This window comes from Micromonospora sp. DT41 (assembly GCF_049841715.1).
Taxonomy (GTDB): Bacteria; Actinomycetota; Actinomycetes; order Mycobacteriales; family Micromonosporaceae; genus Micromonospora; species Micromonospora profundi.
Map to the genome: position 1 here is coordinate 110,625 of NZ_JBNCKU010000009.1, position 20,548 is coordinate 131,172.

25 protein-coding genes are annotated in these 20,548 nt (G+C 73.0%); 3 read left to right on the forward strand and 22 right to left on the reverse strand.

What is annotated here, in order from left to right; all coding sequences use genetic code 11:
* Positions 1-123 precede the first annotated feature (123 nt).
* Positions 124-1,581 (reverse strand): PLP-dependent aminotransferase family protein, encoded by a 1,458-nt coding sequence (locus ACLQ23_RS18450; protein WP_355592967.1) that lies wholly within the window; start codon positions 1,579-1,581, stop codon positions 124-126.
* Positions 1,582-1,640: 59 nt separating this feature from the next.
* On the opposite strand from ACLQ23_RS18450, the gene ACLQ23_RS18455 reads away from it, so the two are divergent.
* Both ACLQ23_RS18455 and ACLQ23_RS18460 read left to right on the forward strand, forming a co-directional pair.
* Positions 1,641-2,312 carry a YczE/YyaS/YitT family protein gene (locus tag ACLQ23_RS18455; protein ID WP_355630467.1) on the forward strand — a complete coding sequence of 224 codons (672 nt, stop codon included), beginning with the start codon at positions 1,641-1,643 and terminating at the stop codon, positions 2,310-2,312.
* Positions 2,313-2,412: 100 nt separating this feature from the next.
* Positions 2,413-2,874 (forward strand): hypothetical protein, encoded by a 462-nt coding sequence (locus tag ACLQ23_RS18460; RefSeq protein WP_355592970.1) that lies wholly within the window; start codon positions 2,413-2,415, stop codon positions 2,872-2,874.
* 6 nt (positions 2,875-2,880) lie between these two features.
* Here the strand turns inward: ACLQ23_RS18460 and hisF are convergent, their stop codons facing one another.
* From hisF to hisD, 12 genes are all read right to left on the reverse strand, one after another.
* Positions 2,881-3,648 (reverse strand): imidazole glycerol phosphate synthase subunit HisF, encoded by a 768-nt coding sequence (gene hisF, locus ACLQ23_RS18465; RefSeq protein ID WP_355592972.1) that lies wholly within the window; start codon positions 3,646-3,648, stop codon positions 2,881-2,883.
* A gap of 72 nt (positions 3,649-3,720) precedes the next feature.
* Positions 3,721-4,719, reverse strand: a complete 999-nt coding sequence (locus tag ACLQ23_RS18470; RefSeq protein WP_355630464.1) for an NADP-dependent oxidoreductase — start codon at positions 4,717-4,719, stop codon at positions 3,721-3,723.
* Positions 4,720-4,768: 49 nt separating this feature from the next.
* Positions 4,769-5,200, reverse strand: a complete 432-nt coding sequence (locus ACLQ23_RS18475) for an organic hydroperoxide resistance protein (protein WP_355592976.1) — start codon at positions 5,198-5,200, stop codon at positions 4,769-4,771.
* A 5-nt stretch (positions 5,201-5,205) separates the two neighbouring features.
* On the reverse strand, positions 5,206-5,652 hold the full coding sequence (locus ACLQ23_RS18480) for a MarR family winged helix-turn-helix transcriptional regulator (RefSeq protein ID WP_355630461.1): 447 nt from the start codon (positions 5,650-5,652) through the stop codon (positions 5,206-5,208).
* A gap of 107 nt (positions 5,653-5,759) precedes the next feature.
* Positions 5,760-6,149, reverse strand: coding sequence for a RidA family protein (locus ACLQ23_RS18485; protein ID WP_355630458.1), 390 nt, complete (start codon positions 6,147-6,149; stop codon positions 5,760-5,762).
* Entirely contained in the window at positions 6,146-6,871 is a 726-nt protein-coding gene (priA, locus tag ACLQ23_RS18490) for a bifunctional 1-(5-phosphoribosyl)-5-((5-phosphoribosylamino)methylideneamino)imidazole-4-carboxamide isomerase/phosphoribosylanthranilate isomerase PriA (protein WP_053658130.1), read from the reverse strand. The genes ACLQ23_RS18485 and priA overlap by 4 nt, the downstream gene beginning before the upstream one ends.
* Before the next feature lie 13 nt (positions 6,872-6,884).
* Entirely contained in the window at positions 6,885-7,208 is a 324-nt protein-coding gene (locus ACLQ23_RS18495; protein ID WP_355592982.1) for a hypothetical protein, read from the reverse strand.
* Between the two features lie 63 nt (positions 7,209-7,271).
* On the reverse strand, positions 7,272-7,907 hold the full coding sequence (gene hisH / locus ACLQ23_RS18500) for an imidazole glycerol phosphate synthase subunit HisH (protein WP_355630455.1): 636 nt from the start codon (positions 7,905-7,907) through the stop codon (positions 7,272-7,274).
* Positions 7,904-8,077 carry a hypothetical protein gene (locus tag ACLQ23_RS18505; RefSeq protein ID WP_167943297.1) on the reverse strand — a complete coding sequence of 58 codons (174 nt, stop codon included), beginning with the start codon at positions 8,075-8,077 and terminating at the stop codon, positions 7,904-7,906. Before ACLQ23_RS18505 ends, hisH begins: the two co-directional genes overlap by 4 nt.
* 117 nt (positions 8,078-8,194) lie before the next feature.
* Positions 8,195-8,806, reverse strand: a complete 612-nt coding sequence (gene hisB, locus ACLQ23_RS18510; protein WP_167943296.1) for an imidazoleglycerol-phosphate dehydratase HisB — start codon at positions 8,804-8,806, stop codon at positions 8,195-8,197.
* Entirely contained in the window at positions 8,803-9,912 is a 1,110-nt protein-coding gene (locus ACLQ23_RS18515; protein ID WP_355592987.1) for a histidinol-phosphate transaminase, read from the reverse strand. The genes hisB and ACLQ23_RS18515 overlap by 4 nt, the downstream gene beginning before the upstream one ends.
* Positions 9,909-11,231, reverse strand: coding sequence for a histidinol dehydrogenase (hisD, locus tag ACLQ23_RS18520; protein ID WP_355630452.1), 1,323 nt, complete (start codon positions 11,229-11,231; stop codon positions 9,909-9,911). The genes ACLQ23_RS18515 and hisD overlap by 4 nt, the downstream gene beginning before the upstream one ends.
* A 106-nt stretch (positions 11,232-11,337) precedes the next feature.
* Here hisD and ACLQ23_RS18525 point away from each other — a divergent pair, with 106 nt between their 5' ends.
* Complete coding sequence (locus ACLQ23_RS18525; protein WP_355592991.1) at positions 11,338-12,042, forward strand: LON peptidase substrate-binding domain-containing protein; 705 nt, start codon at positions 11,338-11,340, stop codon at positions 12,040-12,042.
* On the opposite strand, the gene ACLQ23_RS18530 is transcribed toward ACLQ23_RS18525, so the two are convergent.
* The 9 genes from ACLQ23_RS18530 to ACLQ23_RS18570 all read right to left on the reverse strand — a co-directional run bounded on the left by ACLQ23_RS18530 (position 11,957) and on the right by ACLQ23_RS18570 (position 20,548).
* Positions 11,957-12,754, reverse strand: a complete 798-nt coding sequence (locus ACLQ23_RS18530) for a DUF2567 domain-containing protein (RefSeq protein ID WP_355592992.1) — start codon at positions 12,752-12,754, stop codon at positions 11,957-11,959. The genes ACLQ23_RS18525 and ACLQ23_RS18530 overlap by 86 nt on opposite strands.
* 82 nt (positions 12,755-12,836) lie before the next feature.
* Positions 12,837-14,576, reverse strand: a complete 1,740-nt coding sequence (locus ACLQ23_RS18535) for an AAA family ATPase (RefSeq protein ID WP_425735511.1) — start codon at positions 14,574-14,576, stop codon at positions 12,837-12,839.
* A gap of 74 nt (positions 14,577-14,650) precedes the next feature.
* On the reverse strand, positions 14,651-15,667 hold the full coding sequence (locus tag ACLQ23_RS18540) for a hypothetical protein (RefSeq protein WP_355592996.1): 1,017 nt from the start codon (positions 15,665-15,667) through the stop codon (positions 14,651-14,653).
* Positions 15,668-15,709: 42 nt separating this feature from the next.
* Entirely contained in the window at positions 15,710-16,654 is a 945-nt protein-coding gene (locus ACLQ23_RS18545) for an RluA family pseudouridine synthase (RefSeq protein WP_053658115.1), read from the reverse strand.
* Positions 16,651-17,265: a signal peptidase II gene (gene lspA, locus ACLQ23_RS18550; RefSeq protein ID WP_355592998.1), complete on the reverse strand. Its 615-nt coding sequence runs from the start codon at positions 17,263-17,265 to the stop codon at positions 16,651-16,653. Before lspA ends, ACLQ23_RS18545 begins: the two co-directional genes overlap by 4 nt.
* Positions 17,266-17,329: 64 nt before the next feature.
* Positions 17,330-17,749 carry a TraR/DksA family transcriptional regulator gene (locus tag ACLQ23_RS18555; protein ID WP_053658111.1) on the reverse strand — a complete coding sequence of 140 codons (420 nt, stop codon included), beginning with the start codon at positions 17,747-17,749 and terminating at the stop codon, positions 17,330-17,332.
* 224 nt (positions 17,750-17,973) lie between these two features.
* Entirely contained in the window at positions 17,974-19,473 is a 1,500-nt protein-coding gene (locus ACLQ23_RS18560; protein WP_355593000.1) for a potassium/proton antiporter, read from the reverse strand.
* A gap of 22 nt (positions 19,474-19,495) precedes the next feature.
* Positions 19,496-19,807: a DUF167 domain-containing protein gene (locus ACLQ23_RS18565; RefSeq protein ID WP_355593002.1), complete on the reverse strand. Its 312-nt coding sequence runs from the start codon at positions 19,805-19,807 to the stop codon at positions 19,496-19,498.
* 3 nt (positions 19,808-19,810) lie between these two features.
* Positions 19,811-20,548 (reverse strand): hypothetical protein, encoded by a 738-nt coding sequence (locus ACLQ23_RS18570; RefSeq protein ID WP_355593004.1) that lies wholly within the window; start codon positions 20,546-20,548, stop codon positions 19,811-19,813.

Below are 20,548 nucleotides of genomic sequence, written 5' to 3' on the forward strand. Positions count from 1 at the left end.
CCGTCGGTGGCGCCGTACCCGCTCGGGTGCGGCGCCATCGGCGTCCCGGGCGGTACGGCGCCACCGGCGTCTCAGCCGGCACGGCATCACCGGCGTCTCGGCCGGCACGGGCGGTAGGCGGGCTCAGGCGATGACGGCCGGCTCCCGCCAGCGTTGCCGGCCAGCGCGGTCCAGGTCGTAGCGGACCGCGGCGATCCGCCCCACGGCCTCCACGAGGTCGGCGGCGGGCAGTGTGAACGGCAGCCGCAGGAACCGTTCCAACGTGCCGTCGAGACCGAACCGGGGGCCCGGCGCCAACCGGACTCCGACCTCCTCGGCGGCCCGGGCCAGCGCGCTGGAGACCGGGCCGTCCAGCTCGGCCCACAACGTCACGCCGCCGCGCGGAACGTTCACCCGCCAGTCCGGCAGCCGGTGCGCCAGCGCGCCGAGCAACGCGTCGCGCTGGGCGGCGAGCTGGACCCGACGGTCCGCGACGATTGCCGCCGCGTCGGCGAGCAGGTGTACGGCGACCAGTTGGTCGAGCACCGGGCTGGACATGTCCACGCCGACCCGGACGGCGGCCAGTCGCTGCACCTGCGGGGCGGAGGCGCGGACCCAGCCGATCCGTAGACCACCCCAGTACGGCTTGCTCATCCCGCCGATGCTGACCACCCGGGAATGCCTGTCGAACGCTGCCATCGGCGGGGGCAGCTCGGTGCCGTCCAACGGCAAATCCACGAAGGACTCGTCGACGATCAGGTCGGTGCCGACGGCGTGGGCGGCGGACACCACCTGTTCGCGTAGCGCGGACGGCATCAGATGCCCGGTCGGGTTCTGGAACTCCGGGATCAGGTAGGCCAGCTTGGGCCGGGTCTGCCGCAGGCTGCCCAGCAGCAGGTCGGCCTCCCAACCGCCGGCGTCGAGGGACAGCCCGTGGGTGGTGATCCGGGCTCGCCGGCCGGACAGGGCGGCGAGCGCGTTGGGGTAGGTCGGTGACTCGACGAGCACGCTCCCGCCGGGCGGCAGGGCGAGCCGCAGCACCAGGTCCAGGGCGTGCTGGGTGCCGCTGGTGACCATGATCTGGTCGGCCGAGGTGGGCAGGCCCCGGGCGGTGTAGCCGTCGGCCACCGCCTCGCGCAGCTCGATGATCCCGGTGGGGTGGTAGCCGGCGCCGCCCAGGTAGCGGGGCAGGTCCTCGGTGGCGGCGCGGGCCGCGCCGAGCAGCTGCGGCGGGGCGGCGAGCGCGGCGACACCGAGGTCGATCATCTCCCGGTCGTCCACCGGAGTCCACAGCCCGGTGCTCGCGACGCGGTGGTTGGCGGGCAGCATCGTCCAGCTGCCGGCGCCCCGACGGCTGGCAAGGTGCCCGGTCTCGCGTAACTCCCGGTACGCGGCGGTGACAGTGGTACGGCTGATCCGCAGCGCCTCGGCAAGCTCCCGTTCGGCAGGGAGGCGGACGCCCAGCGGCAGTCGGGCGTCGGCGAGCAGACCGCGTACGGCACCGGCCAGAGCGGCGTAGTCGGGGCTGCGGCGGCGGCCCGGCAGGGCGTGCCACTGACCGAGCAGTCGGGCCAATTGGATGCCTCGCACCTGACCTGACATGGCCACTCCTCGAATATTGGCCTCTTTCGCCGGGGGGATTGGCACCTAGGGTGGCATGCATGGCACTGATTGGCAATCTGCGGCATCAGCCGGTGCGGCGGCTCACCCAGCTCTACACAGGGCTCGTCCTGTACGGGGTCAGCATGGCCCTGATGATCCGCTCCGGCCTGGGCCTCAACCCCTGGGACGTGTTCCACCAGGGGCTGTCCGAGCTGACCGGGCTCTCCTTCGGCACTGTCACAATCATCGTCGGTGCCCTGGTGCTGCTGCTCTGGATCCCGCTGCGGCAGCGACCCGGCCTGGGCACGGTCAGCAACGTGGTGGTGATCGGCCTCGTCGTGGATGCCACATTGGCCCTGATGCCGGACGGTGGACCGCTGGCCTTGCGGATCGCGCTGCTGATCACCGGGATCGTCGGCAACGGCGCCGCGACCGCCCTCTACCTCGGTGCCCACCTGGGCCCTGGCCCCCGCGACGGGCTGATGACCGGAATGGTGGCCCGCCGGCCCGGTTGGTCGGTACGGCTGGTGCGCACCGTCATCGAGGTCACGGTGCTCGCGCTGGGGTGGCTGCTCGGCGGCACTGTCGGCGTGGGCACCGTCGCGTACGCGCTGGCCATCGGGCCGCTGGCGCAACTGTTCATCCCGCTGTTCGCGGTCCCCGCGCCGGTTCGGCCAGGTGTCACGCGGACCGCTACCGAAGGTGTCGAACCAGTCGCGCCGGCTGGCTGAGCCTCACCGACGGTCACGGGCCGGCACGCAACGGTGGTGTAATAGCGCACTATCGAGGGTAGGTGTTCCCTTCCGCGACGCTCGCCGTCATCATCTCTGCATGGGGGAGAACGGTTGGCGTTGGTCGGACGCCTGGATCTTCGTGTCGCTGGTGATCGCGAGCGGGGCCGGGCGGCACCGTCGGTCGGCGACCAGCCGCCGGCCCGAGGGCGTCCGGCTGGCCGACGTGCTGTCCACAGCCGATCACCTCAACCGGGCGATCCCCGAGCGGCACGAGGTGGAGGCCGCCGTCCAGCGGCTTGTGGGCTCCGGGCTGGTTACCGTCGCCGACGGCTGGTTCCGGATCACCGCCGAGGGCGAGCAGCTCTGGCGTTCCCGGCCGCGCGCCGGGGTGGCGACAATGGTGGACACCGTGCAGGGTGTGCTGAGCCGCCGGCGCGCGCCCGGTCACGCCGACTGGAGCCTGGACGAGGCCGATCACGCGGCGGCCGTGCAGGAGTACGCCGTCCGCTCGATCCCCACGCCCCGCCGGTCACCGGAGGGACACACCGGCGGCCACTGACCGGGCTCAGCGCACCGGGTGACCGCTGCGGCGCAGCGCGTCCTTGACCTCGCCCACTGTCAGCTCACCGAAGTGGAAGACACTGGCGGCGAGCACCGCGTCCGCACCGGCTCCGATCGCCGGCGCGAAGTGCGCCACCTCACCGGCGCCGCCACTGGCCACCACCGGTACGTCCACAACGGCCCGCACCGCGGCGATCAGTTCCAGGTCGAAGCCCGCCTTGGTGCCGTCGGCGTCCATCGAGTTGAGCAGGATCTCCCCCGCGCCCAGCTCGGCGCCCCGCCGCGCCCAGTCCACAGCGTCGACGCCGGTGCCGCGTCGACCGCCGTGCGTGGTGACCTCGAAGCCGCTGGGCGTGCCGCCGGCCGGAGCGCGGCGCACGTCAAGGGAGAGCACGAGCACCTGCCGGCCGAACCGGTCGGCGATCTCGGCGATCAGCTCCGGTCGGGCGATGGCGGCGGTGTTCACGCCGACCTTGTCGGCGCCCGCGCGCAGCAGCGTGTCGACGTCGGCGACCTGCCGGACCCCGCCACCCACAGTCAGCGGGATGAAGACCGACTCGGCGGTGCGGCGGACCACGTCGAGCATGGTGCCCCGGTCGCTGGAGGACGCCGTGACGTCGAGGAAGGTCAGCTCGTCCGCGCCGGCCCGGTCGTAGGCGGCAGCCAACTCCACAGGGTCACCAGCATCGCGCAGGTCGAGGAAGTTGACCCCCTTGACCACCCGTCCGGCGTCCACGTCCAGACACGGGATCACCCGTACCGCCACCGTCATGTCGCCAGCCTATCCTCCGCCCGCGCGACGGCGGCCGGCCCATTCGGGCCGACCGCCGTGAAGAGGTCCCTGTCACAGACGAACGAGCATCTTGCCGAGGTTCTCGCCCCGCAGCAGGCCGAGGAACGCGGCTGGGGCGTTGTCGATGCCGTCGATGATCGTCTCGTCGTAGGAGAGCTGGCCCTCACGCAGCCAGCCCGCTACGTCGCGGACGAACTCCTCGCGCAGGTGGCCGTAATCGTTCACCAGAAAGCCGCGCAGGGTGAGCCGCTTGCCGATGACCATCGCCAGGTTGCGCGGCGCGGCCGGCGGCTCGGTGTCGTTGTACTGCGCGATCATGCCGCAGATGGCGACCCGACCGTGCAGGTTCATCGCCGAGATCGCCGCCTCCAGGTGGTCGCCACCGACGTTGTCGAAATAGACGTCGATGCCGTCCGGGGCGGCCTCGCGCAGCGATTCGCGGACCGGCCCGTCGTGGTAGTCGAACGCGGCGTCGAAGCCCAGCGCCTTCAGCCGCTGCACCTTGGCGGCCGTACCGGCACTGCCGACCACCCGGCCGGCGCCCTTGAGCTTGGCGATCTGCCCGACCAGACTGCCCACCGAACCGGCCGCGGCGGAGACGAAGACCGTCTCGCCGGGCTTCATCGCCGCGACCTCCAGCAGACCGGCGTACGCGGTCAGGCCGGTCATGCCCAGCACCCCGAGGTACGCACTGACGGGTGCGAGGTTCGGGTCGACCTTGCGGGCGGATCTGGCGCCGAGCACTGCGTACTCCCGCCAGCCCAGGTTGTGCAGGACGGTGTCGCCGACGGCGACGTCGGGCGCCTCGCTGGCCACCACCTCGCCGATCGCACCGCCGTCGAGTGGCGCGTCGAGGGCGAACGGCGGCACGTACGACTTGACGTCGTTCATCCGTCCCCGCATGTACGGGTCGACGGACATGTACTGGTTGCGGACCACGATCTGGCCCGGGCCGGGCGTCGGCACGTCGGTCTCGACGAGCCGGAAGGTGTCCTCGGTGGGCCAGCCCGCAGGGCGGCTGGCCAGGTGGACCTCGCGGTTGGTGGTCATCAGGTGGGGGTCCTCTCGTCCGCGATCGGGGCCAGGAGATCTGCGGACGTCACGCGGCCAGGGTCTCGCGGACGGTAAGCGTGACGTCGATGTTGCCGCGGGTGGCGTTGGAGTAGGGGCAGACCTGGTGGGCCTGCTCGACGATCTGCTCGGCGGTCTCGCGGCCGACGGCGGGCAGGTCGACGAGGAGCTGCACGGTGAGCCCGAACCCGCCGCTGCCGTTGGGGCCGATGCCGACCTCGGCGTCGACGACCGAGCCGTTCACGTCGGCCTTGGCCCGGCGGGCCACCACCCGCAGGGCGCTGTGGAAGCAGGCCGCGTAGCCGGCGGCGAAGAGCTGCTCGGGGTTGGCGGCGCCACCGGCGCCACCCATCTCCTTCGGCACGGCCAGGTCGAGCGCCAGCGTGCCGTCGGAGGTCTCGACGTGGCCGTCGCGGCCGTCGCCCTTGGCGGTTGCCGACGCGGTGTAGAGAACCTGCATGAGAGTCACTGCTCCTTCTGTCGGTGGATGGTGTCGGTGACCCGGGTGAGGGTGTCGCGCAACGCCACGAGCTCACCGAGGCTCAGCCCGGTGGCCTGCGCGACCCGCAGCGGTACGTCGCAGAGCTGCTCCCGCAGCGCCCTGCCCTGCTCGGTGAGGCCCACCTCGACCCGTCGCTCGTCGCGCGCCGACCGCCGCCGTGCCACCAGGCCCGCCGTCTCCAACCGCTTGAGCAGCGGGGAGAGCGTGCCGGAGTCGAGCCGCAGCTCGGTGCCGAGCTCGGAGACTGTGGGTGCGTCGTCGGGGCGTTCCCAGAGCACCAGCAGCACCAGGTACTGCGGGTAGGTGAGCCCGAACTCGTCGAGGATCGGCCGGTAGACGTCGGTGAGGGCGCGCGACGCGGCGTAGAGCGCGAAGCACACCTGTCGGCGTAACAGCAGATCATCGGTCACCACCGCACCGTAGCCCACAATTAAGTTGTGCACAACCGATCTGCCTGCGGGCGGGCCACGACAATCACCCCTGGGCTGGCCCCGGCGGTCACCGCCGGGGCCCGACCTCAGCTGTCGCCGAGGTACGCCTCCAGCTCCACCTCGACCAGGTGCTCCGGATCCAGCAGAGCGGCCACCACCACAAGCGTGGCGGCCGGCCGGACCGCTCCGAACACCGCATTGTGCGCCCGGCCCACCTCGTCGGCGTGCAGCCGATCGATCACGTACATCCGGGTACGGACCACGTCACCCGGCTCCGCACCCACCTCGGCGAGCGCCGCCAGCCCGATCCGCAGCGCCTGCGCGGTCTGCGCGGCGGCGTCACCAACGTGGACCACCCGACCGTCCACGGTCGCCGTGCAGCCCGCCGTCCAGGCGAACTGCCCGGCCCGGACCACCCGCGAGTAGCCGTACCGCTGCTCCCACGGGCCGCCCGAGCCCAGCCTGGTGGTCGTCACGCCTCGGCCAGCGTCCGCAGCGCCTCAGCCACCGTGAACGCGCCCGCGTAGAGCGCCTTACCGGCGATCACACCCTCCACACCGATCGACTCCAGGCCGGCCAGCGCCCGCAGGTCATCCAACGTGGACACCCCACCCGAGGCGATCACCGGCCGGTCGGTACGCGCGCACACCTCGCGCAGCAGATCCAGGTTCGGCCCGCGCATCGTGCCGTCCTTGGTGATGTCGGTGACCACGTAGCGGGTCGCGCCCGCCTTGTCCAACCGCTCCAGCACCTCGTACAGGTCACCGCCGTCACGGGTCCAGCCCCGCGCCGACAGGGTGTGACCGCGCACGTCCAACCCGATGGCGACCCGATCGCCGTACTCCGCGACCACCCGGTCACACCACACCGGATCCTCCAGGGCGGCCGTGCCGATGTTCACCCGCGCCGCCCCCGTGCCCAGCGCCGCGCGCAACGACTCGTCGTCACGGATACCACCGGACAACTCCACCTTCACGTCCAACTGACGCACCACCTCGGCCAGCAGGTGGGCGTTCGTACCCCGGCCGAACGCCGCGTCCAGGTCGACGAGGTGGATCCACTCGGCGCCGTCGCGCTGCCACGCCAACGCCGCGTCCAACGGCTCGCCGTAGATGCTCTCGCTGTCGGCGGCGCCCTGCACGAGCCGGACAGCCCGGCCGTCGGCGACATCCACGGCAGGTAACAGGGTGAGGCTCACGTCTTCTCCTCGATCAGGTACGGCGGTCCAAGGCGATCACCACGATCGCCGGCAGTACGAGCAGCAACAACACGATCAGCGCGATACGCAACGCCAGATCGTCGACGAACGTCCAGATCATGACCACGGCCGCCCCGGTGAGCAGCACGATCGCCGCCCGCTCACCCCGCGAGTGCCGGGCCAGCCGACCCGAGCGACCCCACCGCACCTTCGGCGTCAACCGGCGGACCACCGCGCGGCGACGCTGCCGGCGGGCCACCCGGCGCTGCCGGACCGCCCGCTCCCGGGCCAGCACAGCCTCCCGCTCCGCCCGCCGACGGGCCCGCTCCCGGCTCACCGCGCCACCCCCGCGCCCGTGCCACGGCCGCGCAGGCCCGGCCGCGCCCGGCGGCGCCGACGCTCAGTCACCGCTGGGCAGCGTGGCGAGCCAGTTGCGCAGCAGCGCGGCACCGGTGTCGGCGGACTTCTCCGGATGGAACTGGGCAGCCGCGAGCGGCCCGCGCTCCACGGCGGCCACGAAATCGGTGTCATGGTGAGCCGTGGTCACGGCGGCACCGGCAGCCGCCAGCGCAGCCGGATCACCCATCGCGTACGAGTGGACGAAGTAGAACCGGCTCTCGGCCGGCAGGCCGGCGAACAGCACCGAACCCCGCGCCGCCCGAACCGTGTTCCAGCCCATGTGTGGCAACCGGGCGGCAGCCAGGCGGGTCACCCCACCGGGCAGCAGACCCAGCCCCTTGGTCACCACCCCGTGCTCCTCGCCGTACTCGAAGAGCACCTGCATGCCCACACAGATGCCGAGCACCGGCCGGCCCGCCGCGACCCGCTCGGCGATCACCGGACCCGCGCCCAGCGCGTCGATCCCCGCCATGCACGCCGCGAACGCGCCCACGCCCGGCACCACCAGACCATCGGCGGCAGCCGCCGCCGCGAGGTCGTCGGTCACCCGCACGGTCGCGCCGGCCGCGGCCAACGCCCGCTCCGCCGAACGCAGATTGCCCGAGCCGTAGTCGAGCACCACCACGTCGGCGGTCACGTGTCCGACCCCGGGATCAGCCGCAGCACACCGGCGGCCGTGGCGAGCACCGCTAGCGCCCCGGTGATCAGCACGGCGACCTTCGGCGCACCCTGCCGGTACAGCGACCACGTGCCACCCACCAGCACCCCCGCCAGGATCAGCAGCAACGTCGGCAAAGCGCCACCCATCAGAGCCACCCTTCATTCGCGACTGCGGGGCTCCGCTGCGCTGCACTCCTCGCGCTCATCAGAGCCACCTCCCATTCGCGACTGCGGGGCTCCGCTGCGCTGCACTCCTCGCGCTCATCAGAGCGCGCCCTTCGTGCTCGGAATCGCGCCCGCCGCCCGCGGATCGATCGCCGTGGCCTCGCGCAGCGCCCGCGACACCGCCTTGAACTGCGCCTCCACCACGTGGTGCGCATCCGGGTGCCCACCGGGTCGGGCCGCCCGCAACACGTCGACGTGCAGAGTGACCCGGGCCGCCTGGCCGAACGACTCCCAGATGTGCCGGGTCATGCTCGTCGCGTACACGGGCCCGATGTACGGCACGAGCAGCGGCTCGTCGTGCACCACGTACGGTCGGCCGGACAGGTCCACCGCGGCCCGTACCAGCACCTCGTCCATCGGCACCGTGGCCGAACCGTACCGCCGGATGCCCGCCTTGTCGCCGAGCGCCTGGTCGAACGCGGCGCCCAGGGCGAGCGCGGTGTCCTCGATCGTGTGGTGCGCGTCGATCTCCAGGTCACCCACGGTGCGCACGGTCAGGTCGAAGCCGCCGTGCCGGGCGATCTGGTTCAGCATGTGGTCGTAGAAACCCACGCCGGTGCTGATCTCGGCCGCGCCGGTGCCGTCGAGGTCAATCTCGACGAGGACCTTGGTCTCCTTGGTGATCCGCTCCACCCGGGCGGTCCTGCTCATGTCTTGCCTTTCGGTCGCGACTGCGGGGCGCGCAAGCTCACAGTCTCCATCGCGGTAAGGAAAGCGTCGGTCTCGGCGGGGGTGCCCGCTGTCACCCGAAGCCAGCCCGGCAGGCCGACGTCGCGGACCAGCACCCCCTGATCCAGCAGGGCGCGCCAGGCTGTGGCCTGGTCGCCACCGGTCTCGAACAGCACGAAGTTGGCGTCACTGTCGGCCACCCGCAGCCCTCGCCCGCGCAACGTCGCCACGATCCGGTCCCGCTGGCCCATGATCGCGCTCACCGTACCGAGCAGGGCGTCGCGGTGCGCCAGCGCCGCGCGGGCGGCGGCCTGGGTCAACGCGGACAGATGGTATGGCAACCGGACCAACTGCACCGCCTGGACCACCGCCGCGTCGGCCGCCAGGTAACCCAGTCGGCCGCCGGCGAACCCGAACGCCTTGCTCATCGTCCGGGTCACCACGAGCCGCGGGTGCCCCGGCAGCACCGCGAGGGCGCTGACAGTGCCGGGTCTGGCGAACTCGGCGTACGCCTCGTCGACCACCACGATGCCCGGCGCCGCGTCGAGGACCGCGGCGACCACCGCCGGGTCCAGCGCGGTGCCTGTGGGGTTGTTCGGCGAGCAGAGGAACACCACGTCGGGCTGGTGCTCGCGGACCTGGGCGACAGCCTCGTCGGCGGTCAGCCCGAAGTCGACGCCGCGCTGGGCCGGCACCCACCGGGTGCCGGTGCCCATCGCCAGCAGCGGGTGCATCGAGTACGCCGGCACGAAGCCGAGCGCGCTGCGACCCGGGCCACCGAAGGCCTGGAGCAACTGCTGCTGGATCTCGTTGGACCCGTTCGCCGCCCACACCTGCTCGACGGTGAGATCGTGCCCGAGATAGTCGGCCAGGTCGGCGCGCAGCGCCACCGCGTCCCGGTCCGGATAGCGGTTCAACTCGCGCAACTCGGCGGCGAGCGCCTTACCGATGGCGTCGACCACCGGCTCCGGCACCGGGTAGGAGTTCTCGTTGGTGTTGAGCCGCACCGGCACGTCCAGCTGCGGCGCCCCGTACGGCGTCAGCCCGCGCAGGTCGTCGCGGATAGGCAGATCCTCCAGGCTCGTCACGCCGACCCTCCCGGGAAGCGGGCCTGGACGGCCTGGCCGTGCGCGGGCAGGTCCTCCACGTTCGCGAGGGTGACCACGTGCGGGGCCACCTCGCGCAGGGCCGCCTCGGTGTACTCGATCAGGTGCACACCCCGCAGGAACGACTGCACCGACAGACCGGAGGAGTGCCGGGCGCAGCCACCGGTGGGCAGCACGTGGTTGGAGCCGGCGCAGTAGTCGCCGAGCGACACCGGCGACCAGGCGCCCACGAAGATCGCCCCGGCGTTGCGTACCCGCAGCGCCCACTCCCGGGCGTCGGCCGTCTGGATCTCCAGGTGCTCGGCCGCGTACGCGTCGACCACCCGCAGCCCCGCCTCAAGATCGTCGACCAGGACCACGCCACTCTGCTCGCCGGTCAGCGCCGTGGTCACCCGCTCGGTGTGCTTGGTGGCCGGCACCTGCCGGGCCAACTCCCGCTCGACCGCGTCGACAAGCTCCAGCGACGGGGTCACCAGCACGCTGGCGGCCAGCGGATCGTGCTCGGCCTGGCTGATCAGGTCGGCGGCGACGTGCGCCGCGTCGGCGGTGTCGTCGGCCAGGATGGCGATCTCGGTCGGCCCGGCCTCGGCGTCGATGCCGACAACGCCGCGCAGCAACCGCTTGGCGGCGGTCACCCAGATGTTGCCCGGGCCGGTGACCAGGTCGACAGGCTCGCACCGCAGTTCGCCGGCCGGGTCGACAGCCGAACCGTAGGCAAGCATCGCCACCGCCTGGGCGCCGCCGACCGCGTAGACCTCGTCGACGCCGAGCAGCGCGCACGCGGCGAGCACCCGGGGGTCTGGCAGACCGCCGTTGTCCTTCTGCGGCGGGCTGACCACCACGAGCGAGCGCACACCGGCCGCCTGGGCCGGCACCACGTTCATCACGACTGTCGACGGGTACATGGCCAGCCCGCCGGGGACGTAGAGGCCTACCCGGTCGACAGGCAACCATCGCTCGGTAACGGTGCCGCCCGGCACCACCTGCGTGACGTGGTCGGTGCGCCGCTGGTCGTCGTGCACCCGACGGGCCCGGCTGATCGACTCCAGCAGGGCGGCGCGCACGGCCGGGTCGAGCACCCCCTCGGCCTCGGCGATCACCTCGACCGGGACGCGCAGCACCTCCGGCGAGACGCCGTCGAACCGCTCGCTTGCCTCCCGGATCGCCGGGTAACCATGCTCCCGGACCGCCTCCACGAGCGGCTTGATCCGCTCGACGGCCACGGAGACGTCGAGCTGGGCACGGGGCAGCAGGCGGCGCGGGTCACCGAGGCCACCGCGCAGGTCGATCCGATTCAGCACCCTTGCGAGTCTAGGCGGCGGGCTCGCCGCCCACCCGAGCCGTCCGCTCGGCGGGACGGTGAGCCGGGCCACGCCGTCGCCCGCCGGATTGGTTAGGCTCGACCACGTGACCGCACGGCTGCCGGTGTTTCCGCTCGCAACGGTGCTCTTTCCCGGGTTGGTGCTGCCACTGCACATCTTCGAGGAGCGCTACCGCGCCCTGGTTCGGCATCTGGTCGGCCTGCCCGAGGGCGCGCCGCGTGAGTTCGGGGTGGTCGCCATCCAGGCCGGCTGGGAGGTCGCGCCCACCGGGCCGGGCGGCCGTCCGACCCCCGGGGTGGGCGATGTCACCCTGCACGAGGTGGGTTGCACCGCCGAGCTGCGCCAGGTGACCGAGCTTGACGACGGCGGCTTCGACATCGTCACGGTCGGCCGACGCCGGTTCCGGATCGCCGATGTCGACGACGCCGCCGCGCCCTACCTGACCGCCGACGTCGAGTGGCTGCCCGAGCCGGCCGGGCCGGACGAGGTGGCCGACCTGCTGGCGGCACGGGTGATCGCCGTGTTCCGGCAATATCTGGGGCTGATCCGCGCCGACCCGGAGGAGATCTCCGAGCAGCTGCCGGAGGACCCGACAGTGCTGTCCCACCTGGTGGCGGCCACCGCAGCGCTGACAGTGGATGACAGGCAACGGCTGCTGGCGATCGACGACACCGCCGCCCGGCTCCGCGCCGAGCTGCGGCTGCTCAACCGCGAGGCGGCTCTGCTGCGCCAGGTGCGGGCGGTTCCGGTGCCGCTGTCGGAACTGGCGTCCCCGCCGACGCCCAACTGAGCGCCGCCGGGTCGGGCTCGGGCCGCAGCGACGGCCAACGCGACCAGCCGGCCAGCAGCGTGTACGTGATGGCGGCGCCGAACGCCGGCAGCAGCAGGCTGCCGTGCGGCACCGGAAACACGCCGAACAGCCAGTCGACGCCACCGGCACGCAGGTCGGCGGGTTTGGTGAACGCCTGACCGGCGGGGGCGGTGTCCAGCAGCCGGTCGTAGGTGCTCAGGCCGATGCGGCGCCCCACCTGCCAGGCCACCGGCGCGGCGGCCAGCGCGCCGAGCACCGCGGCGAGCAGCCCGACGGGGCCACGCCAGCGTCGCAGCAGAAACCACAGGGCGAGCGCCGCCAGCACCCCGAAGCCGAGCCCGACGAGGCTGAACCAGCCGTCCGCGGCGATCGGCTGCTCCGGCTGCGGCTCGGCGTAGATGGCCCCCTCGGCGGTCTTGAGCACCGGGGTGTCCGGCGCGAGCGCCGCCCAGAGCAGCCCGAGAGGCGCACCCAGCACGGCCAGCGCGAGCGCGGTGCCGAGCACCGTCGCCCAGATCCGGCCCGGTCGGCGAGGCGGCCCCACCGGGAGCGGGCCGACGAGCCAGTCATGGGGCGGCGGCGTACCGCCCGGACTCTGCGCCGGCGCGAACGGATCCGCGGACGCCGGAGGTACGGACGGCTCGCCGCCGGGCGGCGTGGGCCGCTCGGAATCGGGACTGTCGGGGTTCACCCGATGATCCTCTCAGCTCGCCGCCCGGACCGTGCACTGTCGTCGGCGGTCCCGCCCGATGACGTGACCGCGCCGCCGGCGGTCACCTCGCGAACGGCTCCGCCATGACAGCGGCGGCACGCAGCCACGCCTGCCGGGTCTCCGGCTGGAGCTGGTGGTATTCGATCGACGACCCGGTCTCCAGCGCCGGGTCGTACGGCACCACTGCCACCGCCCGGGTACGGGTGGCGAAGTGCCGCTCCAGGTCGTCCTGCAACGGCGACCGGCCCGGCGTCGGGCAGGAGATGAGCGTGACGGCGTTGTCGGCCAGCTCGCCCATGCCGACCTCGTGCAGCAGGTCGAGCATCCAGTCGGCGCTGAACGCCGCGTCCTCGCGGGGCACGGTGGTCACCACCAGTTGGTCGGCGGCCTGCATGACGGTGCGCCAGTTGGGGCTCTCCACGTTGTTGCCGGTGTCGACGCAGACCACGTCGTGGGTACGCCGCAGCAGCTCCAGCACCCGCTTGACGGTGAACTGGTCCAGCCGCTGGGCGAAGCGGGGGCTCTCCTCGCCGGCCAGCACGTCGTACGAGCCGTCGGAGGCGTGCCGCAGGTAGTCGTCGAGCCGCTCCAGCAGGGTGGAGCCCTCCAGGATCTCGATCTGGGCGAGGTCGCTGATCAGGTGCCGGATGGTGCGGGCGTGGCGGGCGCTGCCGGCGCGCAGCCCGAGGGTGCCGCGCAGCTCGTTGTCGTCCCAGGCCAGCACGCCGCGCCCGCGTACGCTGCCGACGGTGGCGGCGGCGAGCACTGTGGCAGTGGTCTTGTGCACGCCGCCCTTGGGATTGGCGAACGCGAACACCCGGGGTGTGCCCAGGTCGCGGCGGAGCACACCGGTGGCGCGTTCGACCTCCTGGTCGACGCCCTGCGGACGCCACTCGATACGGGCCGGGTAGCCGCGCTCCGCGAGCGCCGAGCTGACCGGCGGCGCGGGTGGTGGGGTGATCGGCGGGGCCGGCGGCGGGGTGATCGGCGGCGCGGCGGGGGCCGGCGCGGCCGGCGCTGGCGCGTAGCCGGTCCCCTGCTGGTAGCCGGTCTCCAGCATCGCGTACCGGGACTCGATCGTCGGCCCGCCCTGCCGGTAGCCGTTGTCAAGCAGCGCGTAGCGCGACTCGACAGGCTCGGCTGCCCGGCGCGACTCGGGCTCGGCCCGCCGCGGCTCGACCGGCTCGGTTCGCCGCGGCTCGACCGGCTCGACGCGGCGCTGCTCGACCGGCGCGGCGCGGTAACCGGGCTCGGCACGGTACCCGGGCTCGGCACGGTAGTCCGGCTCGGCCCGATAACCAGGCTCGGCCCGATAACCGGGTTCGGCGCCGTATCCCGGCTCAGCGCGGTACCCCGGCTCGGGGCGGTAGGCGGGCTCCGACCGATAGGCCGGCTCGGACCGGTACGCCGGCTCGGAGCGGTGATCCGGCTCCGGCCGGTATCCCGGCTCGGACCGGTACGCCGGCTCGGCACGGTAGTCCGGCTCAGACCGGTACCCCGGCTCGGAGCGGCGGGCGGGGTCGACCCGGTAGGTCCCCTCGGCCCGGTAGCCCGGGTCCTGGCCGTACGTCAGCTCGGCCGGATGCCCGATGGCGGGCGCTCGCCCGGCGTAGCCGTTGGGGGCCGCACGTCGCGGCAGGGGGTCCGGTGGCTGTTCGTCGGGACGGTCGGGCTCGGGCTGCTCAGCGGCGCGGCCGCCCAGCCGGGCGCGGTCCAGCAATGCCCGCCACCTCGGCGCTGGTTCGGCCGGCCGGCCCCAGCCGGTCTCACTGCCCTCCACGGCCCGCCCTCCCAGCGCCATCGATCTCCGTCTGACAGGCTACGAACGAAACCCTATTCGGACCACACCGGAGCACGCACACCACCCGGCGCGGATCACGACGGGGACGACTCCAGCGGCCCGGCTCCGGTGACGTCCGGGGAGGTGGCGGTGCTCGTGGGGGTCGGTTCGGTGAGCGGGGCCGGCGGCTGCTCGGGTGACGGAATCGTTACGACCGGTGCGGGTTCCGACGATTCGCCCATCGGCACCGGCGTGCTCGATGCCGACTCGCCCTTCCCGGCCGGGGTCTGCTCGGGCTCCGGACCGGTGTCGGCCGGCGGGCGGACCACGTCGCGCTGCTCCGGCAGCGGCGCGGTGAAGACAGTGCGGTCCAGCCGGGACACCTCGGGGGCCGGGTCGACGGCCCGCACGTCCGGCTGGGTCGCCACCCGTCGCAGCGCCTGTGGCGCCGCCCGCACCACCGCCGCGTACACACAGGCGCAGCCGGTGCGGTACGCCGACGCCTCGGCACTGGCCACCTGCGCGCTGGTGGCGTACCACTCGCGCAGTTCGCGCTCGGCGGTGTTTCCACCCAGCGCGGCGGCCTTGGCCCGGTAGTCGGCAGCCTCGGCGTCCTTGCGGGTCGCCACCTCCGCCATCCCGACGACCACGTCGTCGGGCACCCGCAGCGCGGGGATCTTCACGATCTCGGTCTGCCGGCCGGGCAGCGGCACCCGCCCGAAGACCGCCGAGACCCCCACGTCGGCGAGCACCGCCGCCAGTCGCTGCGGCGGCAGGTACTCGTCGAGGGTGACCAGGGCGTACGTCCCGTCGCCGGTGGTCGGTGCGGCCGACGGCAGGGCGGCCAGGTCGGCCGCCGCGGATTTCAGGTAGCCGGGAACGGAGTCGCCCTCGGACACCCCGACCCGGGTCACCTCGCCGACGGTGCGGTCGCCGACCGGCCGGTCGTCGGCTGCCCAGACGGCGGTGCCCAGCACCGCCCCCACGGACAGCAGCGCGACCCAGGTGAGCATGCCGGGCCGCGCCGACCGGTCGGCAAGCCGGGTCGTCGTCCGGGTCAGCAGCGACAGCAGCCGTTGGTCCAACTGCCGCAGCAGGTCGCCGGCGCGCACGGGCGGGATCCCCTCGTCGGGTAGGTGTCGGGCGGTCGCCGCTCAGTCACGCAGGATCTCAAGCGCACGTTCCAGGTCGTCAGGGTAGTCGCTGACGAACCGGACCTCGTCCCCCGTTCGGGGGTGCAGGAAGCTCAATTCGCGGGCGTGCAGCCACTGTCGGGCCAGTCCGAGACGGGCCGAGAGGGTGGGATCCGCGCCGTAGGTGAGATCGCCCACGCAGGGGTGCCGCAGGGTGGAGAAGTGCACCCGGATCTGGTGGGTGCGGCCGGTCTCCAACCGGACGTCGACGAGGCTGGCGGCCGGGAACGCCTCCAACGTGTCGTAGTGGGTGATGCTCGGCTTGCCGCCGGACACCACGGCCCACCGGTAGTCGTGGGTGGGGTGTCTGTCGATCGGGGCGTCGACGGTGCCCCGCAGCGGGTCCAGGTGGCCCTGCACCACAGCGTGGTAGCCCTTGTCCACCTCGCGGTACTTGAACGCCCGCTTCAACGCCGTGTACGCCTGTTCGCTCTTGGCCACCACCATGATGCCCGTGGTGCCCACGTCGAGCCTGTGCACCACACCCTGCCGCTCGGCGGCGCCGCTTGTGGAGATGCGGTGCCCGATCGCCGCGAGAGCGCCGATCACCGTCGGGCCGGTCCAGCCCGGGCTGGGGTGCGCGGCCACTCCGACCGGCTTGTCCACCACGACGATGTCGTCGTCGGCGTACACCACGCGCAGGCCGGGCACCGCCTGCGGCACCACGGTCGGCGGGGCGACCGGCGCGGGCAGCGTGACCTCCAGCCAGGAGCCGGCCTTGACCTTGTGGGAGTTGGGTCGGGTGGCGCCGTCGACCAGGGCGTCGCCCGCGTCGATCAGGGCCGCCGCGGCGGTGCGGGACAGGCCGAACAGCCGGGACACCGCCTGGTCGAGGCGCATCCCGTCGAGGCCGTCGGGCACGGGCAGGGAACGGTGGTCGCCGCCAGCGGCGAACGCGGAGGTCATGCCCGCTCCCTCTGGTCGGCGTTCTCGGTGGCGTCGGCTTCGACGGGAGCACCGTCGCGGCCGAGCCGCCGTCCGTCGCGCTGACGGCCGGTCAACTCCAGCAGCACGGCAAGCACCACGCCGCAGAACAGCGAGCTGTCCGCCACGTTGAACACCGGGAAATACTCGCCGTACGGGCCGAAGACGCTCACCATGTCGACCACGTGCCCGTGGAACGGGGCGGGCGCGCGGAAGATCCGGTCCACGAGGTTGCCCAGCGCGCCGCCGAGCACCAGGCCCAGGGAGATCGCCCACGGCAGGGAACGCAGCCGCAGCGCCATGAAGACGATCCAACCGACCACACCGATGGTGATCAGCGGGAACACCCAGGTGTAGTCCGAGCCGATGCTCCACGCGGCGCCACTGTTGCGGGTCAGGCTCAGGTAGACGAGCCCACCGAGGATGCGCACCGGCTCCCGGTCGGTCAGCGCTGCCAGCGCGAGGTGCTTGGTGACCAGGTCGGTCACCAGGGACACCAGGGCGATCCCGGCCAGGATCGCGACGGCCCGGCGTCGGGCTCTGCCGCCACCCGGGTCGGTGTGGCCGGATTCGGCGGGCGGTGCTGCGGTCATGCGCTCCCCATCGACAGTCTCGGCGGTGATCGCTCACCGTCTCATCGCAGATGGGGAACGAGCGTCAGCGCCGCTCCTCCAACTGCTTGCACGTCACGCAGAGGGTCGCCGACGGGAAGGCGGCGAGGCGCTCGACCGGGATCGGGTTGCCGCACCGCTCGCACCAGCCGTAACCACCTTCGTCGAGGCGCTCCAGAGCGCGCTCGACCTGCGTGATCCGTTCCAGGATGCTGTTGGCGAGAGAGATCTCCTGCTCCCGCTCGAACGTCTTGGTGCCCGTGTCGGCCTGGTCGTCCCCGGCCGAGTCGGTCAGCCGATCGCGCTGCAGCTCGGTGATCTCGCTCAGCGTCTGATCGTACTCGGCGCGAAGCTCGTCCCGCCGGGCCGCCAACGCCGCACGGATCTTCTCGGTCTCCGCCGCGCTGCGGGTGACCTTGGCCACCGGCTTGCGGCCGGCGGTCTTGGTGTCGGCTGGCTTCGCCATGGGTCGCTCCCTCGGCCGCGGCGCCGCGTGGACCGCGGCACCTGGTCAGGGGCACCGACAAAGGCGTCCCCTGGGTACGAAAAGGGGCGCACGGCCACGTCGGCCGCGCACTCCGGAGGTTCGCAAGAATACGGAACGTACAGGCGTCCGACAACGTGCCGCACCGTCGCACCGCTCAAGTGCCCCGAGCCCTACTGAACTGGGGCAAAGGGAACGCTAGCAGATCAACGGGCGGCCTCATCTCCGTACTCGCCAAACCACCGGGCCAACCGCCCCCGCCGACTGACCGCCCGCAACCGCTGTTCGGCGGCGTCACGCACCCCACCGGTGGCGACGATCAGCAGGCTGTCGCCGGTCTTGAGCCGGGTGTCCGGGCCGGGCACGAAACCCGCCCCGTCGCGCAGCACGAGGGTCACCGACGCACCCACCGGCAGCCGCAGCTCGTCGACGTGCACGCCGGCAAGCCGCGAGCCCGGCGGCACCTCGAGTTGCAGCAGATCCGCCCTCATCCGCTCCAGCGGCGCGGTCTCCACGTGGATCTCGGTGGCCTCACCCGGCGCGGTGGTGCCCAATCCGCGGGCCACCGGCCCCAGCGTGCCGGCCTGCACCAGGGTGAAGATCACCACCAGCACGAATACCGCGTCGAAGAGCCGGTCCGCGCCGGGCACCCGCTCGGAGAGCGGGATGGTGGCAAGCACGATCGGCACCGCGCCCCGCAACCCGGCCCAGGACAGGAACACCTGCTCACGCGGGCCGACCCGGAACGGCAGCGCCGACACGGCCACCGACAGCGGCCGGGCCAGTAGCACCAGCGCCAGTCCGGCGACCACCGCCGGCAGCACCGCCGCGTCCAACCGGCCCGGTGAGACCAGCAGCCCGAGCAGCACGAACAGCCCGATCTGGGCCAGCCACGCCAACCCGTCGGCGAAACCGAGGATCGCCTGCCGGTGCGGGAGCCGGGCGTTGCCCAGCAGCACCCCGGCCACGTAGACGGCGAGGAACCCCGAGGCGTGCAGCACCGCCCCGGCGGCGTACGCCAGCACCGTGATGCCCACAGCGGCGATCGGATACAGCCCTGCCGACGGCAGCGCCGCCCGGCGCAGCGCCCAGGTGCCGGCGAGACCCGCACCCACACCCACCGCTGCGCCGACACCCAGCTCGTAGCAGACCAGCCCCACCTCGTACCACCACGGATGTGCCCAGCCCTCGTGCGACAGCAGCACCACGAGCAGCACCACGGGGGCGTCGTTCATGCCGGACTCGGCCTCCAACGTGGCCACCAGCCGGGGCGGCAGCCGCAGCCGACGCAGGGTGGCGAAGACGGCCGCCGCGTCGGTGGAGGAGAGCACCGCGCCGTAGAGCATCGCCAGCCGCCACTCCAACCCCAACATCAGGTGTAGGGCGAGGCCGACCACCACGATGCTGACGACCACGCCGACGGTGGAGAGCGCGGAGGCGAGACCGAGCACCGGACGCAGCGTGCTCCAGCGTGCGGTCAGGCCGCCCTCGGCGATGATGACGATGAGCGCGCAGAAGCCGAGGGCCCGGGTCAGCTCGACGTCGTCGAAGCGGATGCCCAGCCCGCCCTCGCCGATCGCCACGCCCAGCGCCAGGTAGACGAGCAGACTGGGCACCCCGAGACGGCTGGAGAGCCGGACCGCGCCCACCGCCACCAGCAGCACCGCCGACCCGAGCAGCAGCGCGATATCCAACCCGGGCGTCACGTTTGCCTCGCCCGGGTGTCGCTCACCCCGCGGATCCGTCCCGCAGTCGGCGCAGCGCCTCACTCAGCTCCGGTGCGGGCCGGTCGATGAGGAAGAGCTTGTCCCGGCTGGCCGCGCCGGTACGCAGCGACACAGTGGACTGACGGACACCCAGGGCGGCGGCGAGGGCTCGGCGGGCCGCCTCGGTGGCGCGCCCGTCAACGGCCGGCGCGTGTACAGCGATCACCAGGGCGGGCCCGTGCGGGCCGTCGAAGCGGCCACCGACACGGTCCCGGGAAGCACCTGGCTTGACCCGCACCGCGACTGTGAGCGCGTCCTGCGGGGGCACGGGCACCGCTTAGATCGGCCGGACGTCGGCGAGCAGGGCGGTGGCCGGCGCGCAGGTCGCGCACGGCGTGAAGCCGAGCTCGACGGCCTCGGCGACCGGGAGGGTTTCGGGCAACCGACCGGCGAGGTGCGGACAGCTGGCGAGGTGGTAGCGGGGGCGGCCGTCGACCACGTCGACAGGGCTGGGCAGCCGGGCCACCTGGGCCGCTTCGGCGGCGGTGATCGCCTGCTCGGCAGGCTCGTCGGCAAGCGGATCCGCAGCCGGTACGCCGGGCACCTCGTCGGCGCGCGCCGTGAACGGCGAGGCCGGGCTGACCAGCGGGGAAGGCGCCGGGCTGGCCGGCGAGGAGCGGGACGCCGTGCCGGCGGCCGGAGCCGGCTCAGCCACGAACGGCGCGTCGGGGTCGAACGGCGGCTCGGGTGGTTGCCGCCACCCGGTGCCGCCGTTACCGACCGTCGAAGGAACGTGCTGGACCGGAACGTCCTGCCCGGCCAGCGGTGGACCGTACGCGACACCCGGCCCGGACTGGCCGGCCGTGCGAGGTGCCGCAGAGGTCCGTGGGCCGGCACGGCCGAGGTCCGCCGTCGCGCGGTTGGCGGCAGCCTGGCGAGCGCCCACCACCAACGCCACGGCGGCCAGCAGGCTGGCCCCGATGGAGATGGTCAACAGGATGCTGGAGCCGCCGGTCAGACCGACCACCAGCAGCACCACAGCGACGAGGATGAGCAGGAGACTCGCAACTATCAC